Source organism: Streptomyces sp. NPDC058001, assembly GCF_042886315.1.
GTDB lineage: Bacteria > Actinomycetota > Actinomycetes > Streptomycetales > Streptomycetaceae > Streptomyces.
Genome location: NZ_JBHVQT010000002.1, coordinates 383,310 through 397,037, shown reverse-complemented (window position 1 = coordinate 397,037; position 13,728 = coordinate 383,310). Strand labels below are relative to the sequence as shown.

The window sequence follows — 13,728 nt, the reverse complement described above, 5'->3', positions numbered from 1 at the left end:
CGTGCGGGTGCGGGGGGGCCGTCAGCCCTGCTTCGGCTGCTTGCGCGACTTGTCGGTGACGATCACCAGGCCCGCGATGAGCAGGAACAGGCCGATCGGGAGCGCGACAAAGAGGCCGAGCGTCTGGATCACGCTCAGGCCGGAACCCGGGTCGTCGCCGGCGTCGCGGTCGAGCGCGAGCGCGGGGGACGACATCAGCAGCATCATCAGCGTCGTACCGGCAGCCAGGGCGCCGGCGCGCAGGGCGTTCTTCTTGTCCACGGTGCAAACGTAGCGAACCCCCGGACCGGACGCGCGCCCGGGGTCCCGTACACGCTGGTCACCCCTTGAAAACGGTCACTCCCCGAACATGGTCACTCCCTGAGCACGGTCACTCCCTGAAGACGTCCATCAGCGCGTGCAGGCGTGGTGAGGCCGCCAGGTCCTCCAGGGTGACCGGACGGCCCTCGGCGTCGGCGATGGGCAGCCGCCAGTTCGGATACTCGTCCCAGGTGCCGGGCAGGTTCTGCGGGCGGCGGTCGCCGACGCCGTCCGGGAGCCAGACGCCGACCATCCGGGCAGGGGTGCGCAGCAGGAACCGGTGCACGGCCCGTACCGCCGCCTCCTCCGCGTCACCGGCCAGCGCGCCGCCCACACCCTCGGGCATCAGACCGAGCCGCGAGAACAGGGCCAGCCATTCCCCCGCCTCCGCCGCCGCCTCGGCCCGCTCGGTGGCGAGTGGGCGGGCGAGGAGGCCGAGCCGGTCACGGAGTTCGACGTGCTCGCCGCTGAGCCGGGCCGCCGTGGACGGCAGATCGTGCGTGGTGGCGGTGGCCAGACAGTCGGTGCGCCAGCTCTCCGGCGGCAGCGGTCGCCCGGTGTCGTCCCAGTCCCGCTCGAACCAGAGCACCGAGGTGCCGAACACGCCGTGCGCGCGCAGTGCCTCGCGGACGCCGGGTTCCACGGTGCCCAGGTCCTCGCCGATGACGAGGGCGCCGGCCCGGTGCGCCTCCAGGGTGAGCACGGCGAGCATGGCCTCGCCGTCGTACCGGACATAGGCGCCCTCGGTCGGCGGGCGGCCCCGCGGCACCCACCAGAGCCGGAACAGGCCCATCACATGGTCGATCCGCAGGGCGCCCGCGTGCCGGAACAGGGCACGCAGGAGCCGCCGGTAGGGCGCGTAGCCGGAGGCGGCCAGCCGGTCCGGGCGCCAGGGCGGCAGGCCCCAGTCCTGGCCGCGCGCGTTGAACGCGTCCGGGGGCGCGCCGACGGACATGCCCTCGGCGACGTACTCCTGCTGCGCCCAGGCGTCGGCGCCGTCCGGGTGCACGCCCACGGCGAGGTCGTGCACCAGGCCGATCGGCATGCCCGCGTCGCGTGCGGTGCGCTGGGCGGTGCCGAGTTGCGCGTCGGTGAGCCAGGCGAGACGGCAGTGGAAGTCGACCCGGTCCATCAGCTCGCTGCGCGCGCGGGCGGTCTCCGGGGAGCGCGGGTCACGCAGCCCCTCGGGCCAGTGGTGCCAGTCGGGGCCGCGCACCTCGGCGAGCGCGCAGTAGGTGGCGTGGTCCTCCAGGGCCTCGCCCTCGCGCGCGAGGAAGTCCCAGTACGCGGCGAGCCGGCCGGGGCCGAGCGGCACCTTCCTGATGAGTTCCAGGGCCTGTCGTTTGAGGTCCCAGACGGCGTCCCGGTCGATCAGCGCGTCCTTGAGCAGCACGGCGGCGCGCAGGGTCGCCGCCCGCTCGGCCAGGTCGTCGGCGCGCTCGCGGTCGGCCGGGTCCAGATACGCGTACTCGGGGATGTCCTCGACGCGCAGATGGACGGGGTCGGGGAAGCGGCGGGACGACGGGCGGTAGGGCGACGGGTCGGTGTGCGCGCCGGGTACGGCCGCGTGCAGCGGGTTGACCTGGACGAATCCGGCGCCGAGCGAGCGTCCGGCCCAGGCCGCCAGTTCGGCGAGGTCACCGAGGTCGCCCATGCCCCAGGAGCGCCGGGACAGCAGCGAGTAGAGCTGCACCAGCAGACCGTAGGTGCGCTCGCCGGGGTCGGGGACGCGGGCGGGCGCGACCACGAGGTGCGCGTGCGCGGTGCGGCCGTCGGGCGCGACGGCCGTGAGGGAGTGCACGCCCGACGGGAGCGGCGCCGAGGCGAGGCCGCCGAGGGCGAGGTCCGTGGGTGTCTCGGCGTCTTCCGGCGTCACCTGGACGCGGGTGCCCGACGGGAGGGCGGTGAGCGCGTCGGGCGGGCTGCCGGGCCACCATACGAGGGTGGGCGGAAGGAGCCGTTCGGCCAGTTCGCGTTCACGGTCGGCGAGGGCGGCCTCGACGGCTTCCGGGGTGCTGACGTCCACGCCAAGGGCGGTCAGGACGGCGCTGACGGCGGCATCGGACGCGGGCAGGGTGCGGTTGGGCGACGGGGCGTACGACGTGGCGACGCCATGGAGGTCGGCGAGCCGGGTCAGGGGCATCTAGGCCACCGACGGATCCTGGCCCGCGGCCGTCGCGAGGGGGGTGGGCTCGCTGGTCAGCGGTAGGACGTCGGCGAGCGGGGGCTCGCTGGTGAGGGGTGCCGCGTCGGCGAGCGGGGGTTCGCTGGTCAGGGGCGGCTCGGTCCAGGCGCCCTCGGCCGTGGAGGTGCCTTCGTCGGGGACGAAGGGGCAGCGGTCGTCGGGCGCCGATGCCTGGGCGGGGACGACCGCGAGTTTGGGGGCGCCTTGGGGGGCGTCTTTGTTGCCGTCTTTTGGGGCGTCCGGATGTTTGGACAGGGCCGAGAGCAGAAGGTGCGCCGATGCGGCCACGGGTGGCCTCCTTGTCGTGGGTGATGTGCGGTGATCCGGGGTCAGGTCAGGACCTACCCAGGCATCGCCGCCGCAGACGTGTCACGTCCGATATCAGTCCATCGGTGTCGGTTCATCGGTATCCCCGGGTGTCCTCCGGTATGCCTCACTCCCCCCGGACCGGGTAATTCCGGGTGGGTGGTCGGGTGACCGCTCACCGGCGCTCAGAGGTACCAGGAGGTACCGAGAGGCGCTCACAGGAAGCTCACAGGAACGGTCCCCGAGATGACAAAGGCCCGGATGCGTCAGGCAGAGATGCCGTCGATCCGGGCCATGGCGTCCTCCGCGCCATACGGCTCCAGGTAGGGCAGCCAGCGCGGGTCCCGGTGGCCCGTGCCGATGATGCGCCAGGCGAGACCGGTGGGCGGGGCGGGTTTGTGGCGCAGGCGCCAGCCGATCTCGACCAGATGACGGTCGGCCTTGACATGGTTGCAGCGGCGGCAGGACGCCACCACATTGTCCCAGGCGTGCTGACCACCGCGGCTGCGCGGAATGACGTGGTCGACGCTGGTTGCGACGCCACCGCAGTACATGCACCGACCACCGTCCCGGGCGAACAGCGCGCGCCGGGTCAGAGGAACGGGCCCCCGGTAGGGGACCCGGACAAATCGCTTGAGCCGGACCACGCTGGGTGCTGGAACCGTGATGGTCGCGCTGTGCATGAAAGCGCCGGATTCCTCCAAGGCGACTGCCTTGTTCTCCAGGACGAGGACGAGAGCGCGGCGGAGCGGTACGACGCCGAGTGGCTCGTACGACGCGTTGAGGACCAGGACATGCGGCACGGATGCCTCCTTGTACGCCGGCGACGCGTGGCTCGCGCCGGGACGATCTGCTGCCAGTCTCCCCTCATGCCTGGTCGTAGCGCCACCACCTCCTGGTAACGGGGTGAAGGAGTTTTCCGTTCCCGGATCCGCCCGCGGCCCGTCGCACGGCTCTCACCTGTTGTTCCTGGCGGGTACGCGCGGGTGGGCGCGCGCCCGGCGCGGGAAATGTGCGGTCGGTCACGCGAGAGGCGGCCGAGGACGCGGCCCATACCGTTTCACCGCAGGTGAGGAGGGTCTCTCCGTGGAACATGACAACGATCCGCACACGATGCCCCGTTAGTGTGGTGAGCCTGCCCGCAGCGCGCGAGCCCTGGTGCCGCCGTCCCCCTGGCGCGGGCTGGCCGCTACGCCTGGAGGTACCTGCCGTGTTCTCGTCCGTCCTGATGGCTGCCGGATCCGATCCGGACCCCGTCACCCTGGAGGACGCTCAGGAGAAGGCGACGAACGCCGCGAGCTGGGTGGAGCAGAACTGGTCGACCTGGCTGAGCATCGGGTTGCGGGTGCTGCTGATCCTCGCCATCGCGGTGGTACTGCGGGTGGTGATACGGCGGGCGATCACCAAGTTGATCGACCGGATGAACCGTACGGTGCAGGCCGTGGACGGCACCGCGCTCGGCGGGCTCCTGGTCAATGTGGAGCGGCGCCGCCAGCGCTCGCAGGCCATCGGTTCGGTGCTGCGCTCGGTCGCGTCGTTCCTGATCATGGGCACGGCCGCGCTGATGGTCCTCGGCACCTTCCAGATCAATCTCGCGCCGCTGCTCGCCTCGGCCGGTGTCGCGGGTGTCGCGATCGGTTTCGGCGCGCGCAACCTGGTGACGGACTTCCTCTCCGGAGTCTTCATGATCCTGGAGGACCAGTACGGGGTCGGCGACACGATCGACGCGGGCGTCGCGGAGGGCGAGGTCATCGAGGTTGGCCTGCGCGTGACGAAGCTGCGCGGCGAGAACGGCGAGATCTGGTACGTCCGCAACGGTGAGGTCAAGCGCATCGGCAACCTCTCGCAGGGCTGGTCCACGGCGGGTGTCGATGTCACGGTCCGCCCGGACGAGGACCTGGACCGGGTGCAGGAGAAGCTCAACGAGGTGGGCGCGGCGATGGCCAAGGACGAGCCGTGGAACGAGCGGCTGTGGGGTCCGGTGGAGGTCCTCGGCCTGGACAGTGTGCTGCTCGACCAGATGGTGGTGCGGGTCTCCGCGAAGACCATGCCGGGCAAGTCCCTGAGTGTGGAGCGGGAGCTGCGCTGGCGGATCAAGCGGGCGTTCGACGAGGCGGGCATCCGGATTGTCGGCGGCCTGCCGCTCCCGTCGGACACCGAGGCGTCCGCCGATCCGGCGGCCGGCGTCGCGGCGCCGTCCGCGTACGCGTCGGCGACCTCGCCGCAGTCGCTGGCCGCGTCGCCGATACCGCCGACGAATCTGGCCAAGTAGCTTCCCCCGGCCCGTACGCCGGCTCATCCGCCGGCTCACCCGCCGCTCGACGCCTCCGCAGGTAACGACTTGGTTGCCGTGGAGGCGTCGGCCGTTGACGGGACTCTCGGGTGCGGCCTACCTTCCTCACACCGAATAGGAAACTTTCCTAACAGATCTGACGGAGAAGGGCAGGTCGCCCATGGCGGGAACGGCCGGAACCCCGGGCACCCCGCGCGTCCTGCGCGCCATGAACGACCGTGCCGCCCTGGACCTGCTGCTCAGCCAGGGCCCGCTGTCCCGCACCCGGATCGGCAAGCTCACCGGCCTGTCCAAGCCGACCGCGTCCCAGCTCCTCGCCCGCCTCGAAGCCGCAGGACTGGTCCTGGCCACCGGCACCAGCGAGGGCCGCCCCGGACCGAACGCGCAGCTCTACGCGGTGAACCCGCACGCCGCCCACGCCGCCGGGCTCGATGTGAACCCGGGGCGGATCCGCGCCGCCGTCGCCGACATCACCGGGCGCACGGTCGGCGAGTACGAACTGCGCACCCCGGGGCGCCACTCCGCCGTCCCCGTGGTCCGTCTGGTCACCGACGCGCTCGACGGCGCGGTCAAGGCCGCCGGGCTGGCCCGCGCCGATCTGCACCGCGTCGTCATCGGCACCCCCGGCGCCTTCGACCCGAACACCGGCCGGCTGCGGTACGCCTCGCATCTGCCGGGCTGGCACTCCCCCACCCTCCTCGACGAGCTGGCGGCGGCGCTGCCGATGCCCGTCGAGTACGAGAACGACGTGAACCTCGCCGCCATCGCCGAGCAGCGCCTGGGCGTGGCGCACGGGCACGAGAACTTCGTCCTGCTGTGGAACGAGGGCGGTCTGGGTGCCGCGCTCGTCATCGGTGGGCGGCTGCACCGGGGCTGGACCGGCGGCGCGGGCGAGGTCGGCTTCCTGCCGGTGCCGGGCGCGCCCCTGGTCCGCCAGGTGACCCGGGCGAACAGCGGCGGCTACCAGGAGCTGGCCGGCTCCCAGGTGGTCCCCCGGCTGGCCCGGGAACTCGGCATCACACCGGTGCCGCAGGGCCCGTACGCGGAGGTCGCCGCCGCCCTGGTCGCCCAGGCCGCACGCGTCAACGAGGGCCCGCACCGACAGCTCCTGGAGATCTACGCCACCGGGCTCGCGACCGGTCTGGCCTCGCTCGTCTCGGTGCTCGACCCCGAACTCGTCGTCCTCAGCGGCGCCCTGTTCACGGCGGGCGGCGAGGCCCTGCGGAAGCTGGTGCAGGCGGAACTCGACGAACTCGCGGCGGTGCGCCCCCGGCTGGTCGTGGGTGAGGTCGCCGAGCATCCCGTGCTGCGTGGGGCGCTGGAGAGTGCGCTCGCCGCCACCCGCGACGAGGTCTTCGACACCTCCCGCTGAAACGCCCTCTGTTTTCCCCGCCCGCCCGCCCCTTTCATCCCTTCCCTTCCCCTTTCACACCCGTCCAAGGGAGACACCGCCATGTCCGGTAAGCGCCGGAAGGCGGCGGCAGCGCTCGCCGCATCCGCCTCGATAGCCCTTCTCGCCACGGCCTGTACGGGCCAGTCCAGCTCGGGCGCGAAAGACGACGCCTCGAAGCAGACGACGATCACCTTCTGGCACGGCTGGAGCGCCGAGTCCGAGGTGAAGGCCGTCCAGGCGAACGTGGACGCCTTCACCAAGGCGCACCCCAACATCAAGGTGAAGGTCGTCGGCAACATCAACGACGACAAGATCAACCAGGCGCTGCGCGCGGGCGGTTCGGCCGCCCCGGACGTGGTGTCGTCCTTCACCACCAACAACGTCGGCAAATTCTGCTCGTCGGGTGCCTTCGTCGATCTCGCGCCGTTCTTCGAGAAGTCGGGCATCGACCCGGAGAAGACGTTCCCGAAGCCGATGAACGAGTACACGCAGTACGACGGCAAGCGGTGCACGGCTCCGCTGCTCGGTGACGCGTACGGCCTGTACTACAACAAGGACGCCTTCAAGGCCGCCGGTATCGACGGGCCGCCGAAGACCTGGTCGGAGTTCGAGGCCGACGCGAAGAAGCTGACGAAGACCAAGGGCGACTCGTACGAGCAGCTCGGGTTCATGCCGACCTACCACGGCTACGAGTCGACGACCGAGCATCTCTTCGGGCAGTGGTCACCGACGTACTTCGACGCCGAGGGCAAGTCGAACATCGCCAAGGACCCGGCGTTCGAGAAGGGCTTCGTATTCCAGAAGAAGCTGGTCGACGCGCTGGGCGGCTATCAGAAACTGGAGAAGTACCGGGCCACCTTCGGTGACGAGTGGGGCGCGAAGCACCCCTTCCACACCGGTCAGGTCGCGATGCAGCTCGACGGTGAGTGGCGGCTCGGGATGGCCGAGGACACCAAGCCGGCGTTCGAGATCGGGGTCGCGCCGCTGCCGGTGCCCGACGACGAGGCGGACCAGTACGGCAAGGGCTACATCACCGGCACCATCGCCGGTATCGCGTCCACCAGCAAGAAGCAGAACGCCGCGTGGGAGCTGGTCAAGTTCATGACCACGGACACGGACGCGGTCGTCAACTTCTCCAACGCGATCCACAACGTGCCCTCGACCGTCGAGGCCCTGAAGTCGCCGAAGCTGAAGTACGACCCGCGCTGGAAGACGTTCCTGGACATCGCGCAGGACCCGAACTCGACGACCACGCCCGCGTCGCCGAACGGCGGCCAGTACCTCGTGTCGATCCAGAACCTGGGCTTCGACTACGAGAAGGGCAAGGTCACCGATCTCAAGGCCGGTCTGGAGAAGACCGCCGAGGAGATCGACACGGACATCGCGCAGCAGAAGTAACCGGACCCCACCATGAGCACGTACACGCTCCGTTCGAAGCGCCGCAGGTCGGCGCTTCGAACGCTGGCCTTCATGTCACCGTGGCTGATCGGTTTCACGGTCTTCTTCGCCTATCCGCTGCTGTCGACGGTCTACTTCTCGCTGATGAAGTACGACGGCTTCCAGCCGCCCACCTGGAACGGCTTCGCCAACTGGTCGTATGTCTTCACCGACTACCCCCTGTTCTGGCCGGCGCTGTGGAACACGCTCTGGCTGGTCCTGGTGATGGTCGGCTGCCGGGTCGTCTTCGGGCTCGGCATCGGGCTGCTGATCACCAAGGTCAAGACGGGTACGGGTGTCTTCCGGACCCTGTTCTACCTGCCGTACCTCGCGCCGCCGGTCGCCGCCACGATGGCCTTCGCCTTTCTCCTCAACCCGGGGACCGGGCCGGTCAATTCGCTCCTCGGCGATCTGGGGCTGCCGCAGCCGGGCTGGTTCAACGACCCGTCCTGGTCCAAGCCCGCGCTGACGATGCTCGCGCTGTGGGGCGTCGGCGACCTCGTGGTCATCTTCATGGCCGCCCTGCTCGACGTGCCGAAGGAGCAGTACGAGGCCGCCGAGCTGGACGGGGCGTCGGCGGTGCAGCGGTTCCGCTTCGTCACCCTGCCGAACATCTCGCCCATCGTGATGTTCGCGGTGGTCACGGGCGTGATCCAGACCATGCAGTACTACACACAGCCCCTGGTCGCCGGAAAGGTGGCGTCCGGCATCATCGGCGGCTCCGGGCAGCAGTTCGAGCCGGGCTATCCCGACAAGTCGACGCTGACCCTGCCGCAGCTCGTCTACAACCTCGGCTTCCAGCGCTTCGACTACGGCTCCGCCTGTGTGATCGCGCTCGTCCTGTTCGCCCTCGCCATGGTGTTCACCGCGTTCCTGATGCGGCGCCGCGGCGGCCTGATCGGGACAGGGGACTGACACCATGACCCAACTGATCGACCGACCCGTGAGGGTGACGGCGCCGCCGGGTGACAGCGAGCGCGTCGCGCGTCGCAGGGCGTTCCTGGAGTGGATCGCCGTGCACGCGCTCGGTGTCGCCGCCGCCCTGTTCTTCGTGCTGCCGTTCGTCTTCGTCCTGCTGACCTCGCTGATGAGCGACCAGCAGGCGCTGACCCGGGACCTGATCCCGCGCACCTGGGAATGGTCCAACTACCGCCAGGTCTTCGAAACGCCGGGCTTTCCGACCTGGTGGCGCAACACCCTGCTGTACGCGGGCCTGGGCACCGTCCTCACGGTGGTGTCCTCGATCCCGGTCGCGTACGCACTCGCCAAGTTCCGCTTCCGCGGCCGGAACCTGTCTCTCATGCTGGTCATCTCGATGATGATGCTGCCACCGCAGGTCATCATCATCCCGATGTACCTGTTCTGGGCGAAGCAGCTCGATCTGTCCGGCACCCTGTGGCCGCTGATCATCCCGATGGCCTTCGGGGACGCCTTCTCCATCTTCCTGCTGCGGCAGTTCCTGATGACCATCCCGAACGAGTACATCGACGCGGCGAAGGTCGACGGCTGCGGGGAGCTGCGTACCCTGCTGCGGGTCGTCCTGCCGATGGCGAAGCCCGGTATCGCCGCGATCGCCCTGTTCCAGTTCTTCTACGCCTGGAACGACTACTTCGGGCCGCAGATCTATGCCTCGGAGAACCCCGGTGCGTGGACCCTGAGTTATGGCCTGGAGTCGTTCAAGGGCGCGCACCACACCGACTGGAATCTGACCATGGCCGCGACCCTGCTGGTCATGGCACCTGTCATCCTCGTCTTCTTCTTCGCCCAGAAGGCGTTCGTCGAGGGTGTCACGCTCACTGGAGTGAAGGGTTAGTACTGATGAAGCTCACCGTGGTCGGCGGAGGATCGACCTACACCCCCGAACTCATTGACGGATTCGCTCGTTTGAGGGACACCCTCCCCATCGAGGAACTCGTCCTGGTCGACCCCGCCGAGGACCGCCTCGCGCTGGTCGGCGGGCTCGCCCGGCGTATCTTCGCCAAGCAGGGCCACCCCGGGACCATCACCACGACCGGCGATCTCGACGCGGGCGTGGAGGGCGCCGACGCGGTCCTGCTGCAATTGCGCGTCGGTGGCCAGGCCGCCCGTAACGACGACGAGACCTGGCCGCTGACCTGCGGCTGCGTCGGCCAGGAGACCACCGGCGCGGGCGGCCTCGCCAAGGCGCTGCGGACCGTCCCGGTGGTCCTGGACATCGCCGAGCGGGTGCGCCGCGCCAACCCGGACGCCTGGATCATCGACTTCACCAACCCGGTCGGCATCGTCACGCGCGCGCTGCTGCACGCCGGGCACAAGACGGTCGGTCTGTGCAATGTGGCGATCGGCTTCCAGCGGAAGTTCGCCGGACTGCTCGGCGTCGCGCCGGCCGACATCCACCTCGACCATGTGGGGCTCAACCACCTCACCTGGGAGACCGGTGTGCGCCTCGGCGGCCCGGAGGGCGAGAACGTGCTGCCGAAGCTGCTCGCCGACCACGGCGACGCCATCGCCGGCGACCTCTCCCTGCCGCGCGACATCGTCGACCGGCTCGGCGTCGTCCCCTCGTACTACCTGCGGTACTACTACGCCCACGACGAGGTGGTACGGGAGTTGAGGACCAAGCCGTCGCGGGCCGCCGAGGTCGCCGCGATGGAGAAGGAACTTCTCGCGATGTACGGGGACCCGGCGCTGGACGAGAAGCCGGAGCTGCTCGCCAAGCGCGGCGGCGCCTACTACTCGGAGGCCGCCGTCGACCTCGCCGCCGCACTCCTCGGCGGGGGCGGCAGCCCGTACCAGGTGGTCAACACGCTCAACAACGGCACCCTGCCGTTCCTGCCGGACGACGCCGTCATCGAGGTGCAGGCCGCCGTCCGCGCCCAGGGCCCGACACCGCTCGCCGTGCCCGCGCTCGACCCGCTGTACGCGGGACTCGTCGCGCAGGTCACCTCGTACGAGGAACTGGCGCTGGAGGCCGCGCTGCGCGGGGGCCGCGACCGGGTGTTCCGGGCGCTGCTCGCCCACCCGCTGGTCGGCCAGTACGCCTACGCGGACGCCCTCACCGACCAGTTGATCGCGCACAACCGGGAGCACCTCGCGTGGGCATGAACGGCTCCAGACCCACGCCCGCGGCGGGTTCCGTACCCGCGTCCGCTCCGGCGGACTCCGTGGCGGGGTCCGTGCTCGCGATCGACGCGGGCAACAGCAAGACCGACGTCGCGGTGGTCACGGCCGACGGCCGGGTCACCGCGACGGCACGGGGCGGCGGGTTCCAGCCGCCCAAGGTCGGCGTCGAGGCGGCCGTCGACGGCCTGGCCGCCGCCGTGCTCCCGGCGCTCGCCGAGGCCGGCGTCCAGGGTGTCGACCATGTCTCGGCCTGTCTCGCCAACGCCGATCTGCCCGTCGAGGAACGGGAACTCGCCGACGCGCTGCGCCGACGCGGCTGGGGCGAGAGCGTCGAGGTGCGCAACGACACCTTCGCGATCCTGCGGGCCGGCATAGCCGAGCCCCGGGGCGTCGCGGTGGTGTGCGGCGCGGGCATCAACTGCGTCGGCATGCGACCCGACGGGCGCACCGCCCGCTTCCCCGCGATCGGCCGTATCTCCGGTGACTGGGGCGGCGGTTGGGGCCTGGCCGAGGAGGCGCTGTGGCACGCGGCGCGCGCCGAGGACGGACGCGGCGGGCCGACCGCGCTGGCCCGCACCCTGCCCGCGCACTTCGGGCTCGACACGATGTACGCGCTGATCGAGGCGCTGCATCTGAAGCACATCGACCTGACGCGCCAACAGGAGCTGACACCGGTCCTGTTCGCCACCGCCGACGACGGCGACCCGGTGGCGCGCTCCCTGATCGACCGGCTCGCGGACGAGGTCGTCGCCATGGCCACGGTCGCCCTCGACCGGCTCGACCTGCTGGACGAGGAGACACCGGTCCTGCTCGGTGGCGGCGTCCTCGCGGCCCGCCATCCGCAGCTCGACGACCGGGTGCACGCCCTGCTCGCCGACCGGGCGCCGAAGGCGGTGCCCCAGGTGGTCACGGCCCCGCCGGTGCTCGGCTCGGCCCTCCTCGGCCTGGACCGGTTCGGCGCCCCGGACGCGGTCCACGCGCGCGTGCGGGCGTACTTCGAGAACGGCGGCTGACCCGCGGCACCGAACGGGAACCGAACAGGCCACACGCGCGTATTGAAAGAGAGGGGGCAGTGCGGGGATCTTGTACCGCGCTGTGCGTTCCGCTCAAGATCCAGTCAATGTCTGTGCGGATCCGGGCCTCTGGGCAATACTTGCGGCCGTGCACTCCTGCCCGCGTCCGACGCGCGGGGCCCGGAGTGACCGGATGGACCTGGGGGAGGTCGAGTGACGTACCCGCCGAACGGCAGCGCGCCGCCGGGACAGGCGACGCCCACGATGCCGGCGGTGCCGCCCGTTCCGCCGCCGGTGCCGTCACCGCGCGCCGGCGGCGGCGCGCCGGTGTCGCCGCCGCCCGCCGGGCCGCCGCTGCGCACCGCGTGGGCCGAGGGCGTAGAGCGGCTGCGGTCGGCCGCGACGACCGAGCCGGGCAGGCTGCGGGTCATCGGCGCCGTACTGGCGGTGCTCATGGTGGCGTTCGGCGCGGTCACCGCCTGGCAGATGACGGACCGTTCGGCCGCCGCCGACGACGTGCTGCACCGCAGCCAGCCGCTGGCCTCGGACGCCGCCGCCGTCTACCGCTCGCTCGCCGACGCCAACACGGCCGCGTCCAGCGGCTTCCTCGCGGGCGGCCAGGAGCCCAAGGACGTCATCGACCGGTACACCGACGACATCGAGACGGCGTCCGAGAAACTCGCGACGGCCGCGTCGAACACCGGCACCGGCACCCCGTCGGCCGCCGCCATCGCCGAACTGAACAGGCTGCTCCCGGAGTACACCGGGCTGATCGAGCGGGCCCGCTCCAACAACCGCCAGGGACTCCCCCTGGGCGGCGCGTATCTGCGGTACGCCAACGACAAGATGCAGACGCAGATGCTCCCGGCCGCCGAGAAGCTGTACAAGGAGGAGAACGCCCGGCTGCGCGCCGACTACGACAGCGCGACGCCCTACCCGTGGGCGGCCATCGCGCTCGGTGTCGTCGCGCTCGGCGGTCTGGGCTGGGCCCAGCGCCGCAACTACCGCCGGACGAACCGGGTGTTGAACCAGGGACTCCTCGGCGCCACGGCCGCGACGACGGTGGTACTGCTCTGGCTGGTCGTCGGACACAGCGTCGCGCGCGTGGGCCTCAACGACTCGTACGACCACGGGGTGCGCTCGCTGAACGTCCTGAACGACGCCCGGATCGCTTCGCTGAAGGCCCGGGGAAACGAGAACCTGACCCTGGTCAGCCGGGGCGCCGAGACCGTGGCGGTCGGCGACAAGACGCTCGACAAGTACGACGTGGCGTTCCAGGAGCAGATGAAGCTTCTCGGCGGCCCGAAGGGCACCGAGGGGCTGCTCGCGCAGGCGCTGCGGCTCGCGGACGACGCGACGGGCGAGAAGCCCGTGAAGCAGGCCGCGAGCGCCATGAAGGTGTGGCAGGAACGGCATGTGACGGCCCGTGACCGCGATGACGCGGGTGACTACCAGGGCGCGCTCGACAAGGTCATCGGCGACGCGAAGGACAAGCCGACCGGCGAGTGCTTCGACTCCGTCGACACCGCCTTGGAGACGGCTCTCGTCCATGAGCAGAACCAGTTCAAGAGCGCGGCCAATGGCGGCAGGGGCGCCATGACCGGCCTCGCGATCGGCGCCGCCGTGCTGGGCGTCCTCGCGGCGGCGGGCGCGGTGCTCGGTATCGGGCGCAGGCTTTCGGAGTACCGGTGAAAGGGGG

12 protein-coding genes are annotated in these 13,728 nt (G+C 70.8%); 8 read left to right on the top strand and 4 right to left on the bottom strand.

Annotated elements, in window-relative coordinates:
- Positions 1-21 precede the first annotated feature (21 nt).
- The 4 genes from ACFVT5_RS05230 to ACFVT5_RS05215 all read right to left on the bottom strand — a co-directional run bounded on the left by ACFVT5_RS05230 (position 22) and on the right by ACFVT5_RS05215 (position 3,594).
- A complete protein-coding gene (locus ACFVT5_RS05230; RefSeq protein ID WP_389881589.1) occupies positions 22-261 on the bottom strand; it encodes a hypothetical protein in 240 nt (79 codons plus the stop codon).
- A gap of 109 nt (positions 262-370) precedes the next feature.
- Positions 371-2,443, bottom strand: coding sequence for a 4-alpha-glucanotransferase (gene malQ / locus ACFVT5_RS05225; protein WP_389881587.1), 2,073 nt, complete (start codon positions 2,441-2,443; stop codon positions 371-373).
- The gene (locus tag ACFVT5_RS05220; protein ID WP_389881585.1) at positions 2,444-2,773 is read right to left on the bottom strand and encodes a hypothetical protein; all 330 of its coding nucleotides are present in this window, start codon (positions 2,771-2,773) and stop codon (positions 2,444-2,446) included.
- A gap of 284 nt (positions 2,774-3,057) precedes the next feature.
- The gene (locus ACFVT5_RS05215; RefSeq protein ID WP_389881583.1) at positions 3,058-3,594 is read right to left on the bottom strand and encodes an HNH endonuclease; all 537 of its coding nucleotides are present in this window, start codon (positions 3,592-3,594) and stop codon (positions 3,058-3,060) included.
- 407 nt (positions 3,595-4,001) lie between these two features.
- Between ACFVT5_RS05215 and ACFVT5_RS05210 the strand changes: the two genes are divergently transcribed.
- The 8 genes from ACFVT5_RS05210 (at position 4,002) to ACFVT5_RS05175 (ending at position 13,721) form a co-directional block, all read left to right on the top strand.
- Positions 4,002-5,063 (top strand): mechanosensitive ion channel family protein, encoded by a 1,062-nt coding sequence (locus ACFVT5_RS05210; protein ID WP_389881581.1) that lies wholly within the window; start codon positions 4,002-4,004, stop codon positions 5,061-5,063.
- A 181-nt stretch (positions 5,064-5,244) separates the two neighbouring features.
- A complete protein-coding gene (locus ACFVT5_RS05205; RefSeq protein WP_389881579.1) occupies positions 5,245-6,456 on the top strand; it encodes an ROK family transcriptional regulator in 1,212 nt (403 codons plus the stop codon).
- 81 nt (positions 6,457-6,537) lie between these two features.
- A complete protein-coding gene (locus ACFVT5_RS05200; protein WP_389881577.1) occupies positions 6,538-7,875 on the top strand; it encodes an ABC transporter substrate-binding protein in 1,338 nt (445 codons plus the stop codon).
- Between the two features lie 12 nt (positions 7,876-7,887).
- Positions 7,888-8,829, top strand: coding sequence for a carbohydrate ABC transporter permease (locus ACFVT5_RS05195; protein WP_389881575.1), 942 nt, complete (start codon positions 7,888-7,890; stop codon positions 8,827-8,829).
- 4 nt (positions 8,830-8,833) lie between these two features.
- Positions 8,834-9,727 carry a carbohydrate ABC transporter permease gene (locus ACFVT5_RS05190; protein WP_389881573.1) on the top strand — a complete coding sequence of 298 codons (894 nt, stop codon included), beginning with the start codon at positions 8,834-8,836 and terminating at the stop codon, positions 9,725-9,727.
- A 5-nt stretch (positions 9,728-9,732) separates the two neighbouring features.
- On the top strand, positions 9,733-10,998 hold the full coding sequence (locus tag ACFVT5_RS05185; RefSeq protein ID WP_389881571.1) for a 6-phospho-beta-glucosidase: 1,266 nt from the start codon (positions 9,733-9,735) through the stop codon (positions 10,996-10,998).
- 71 nt (positions 10,999-11,069) lie between these two features.
- Positions 11,070-12,029, top strand: a complete 960-nt coding sequence (locus tag ACFVT5_RS05180; protein ID WP_389882078.1) for an N-acetylglucosamine kinase — start codon at positions 11,070-11,072, stop codon at positions 12,027-12,029.
- 213 nt (positions 12,030-12,242) lie between these two features.
- Entirely contained in the window at positions 12,243-13,721 is a 1,479-nt protein-coding gene (locus tag ACFVT5_RS05175) for a hypothetical protein (protein ID WP_389881569.1), read from the top strand.
- Positions 13,722-13,728 lie beyond the last annotated feature (7 nt).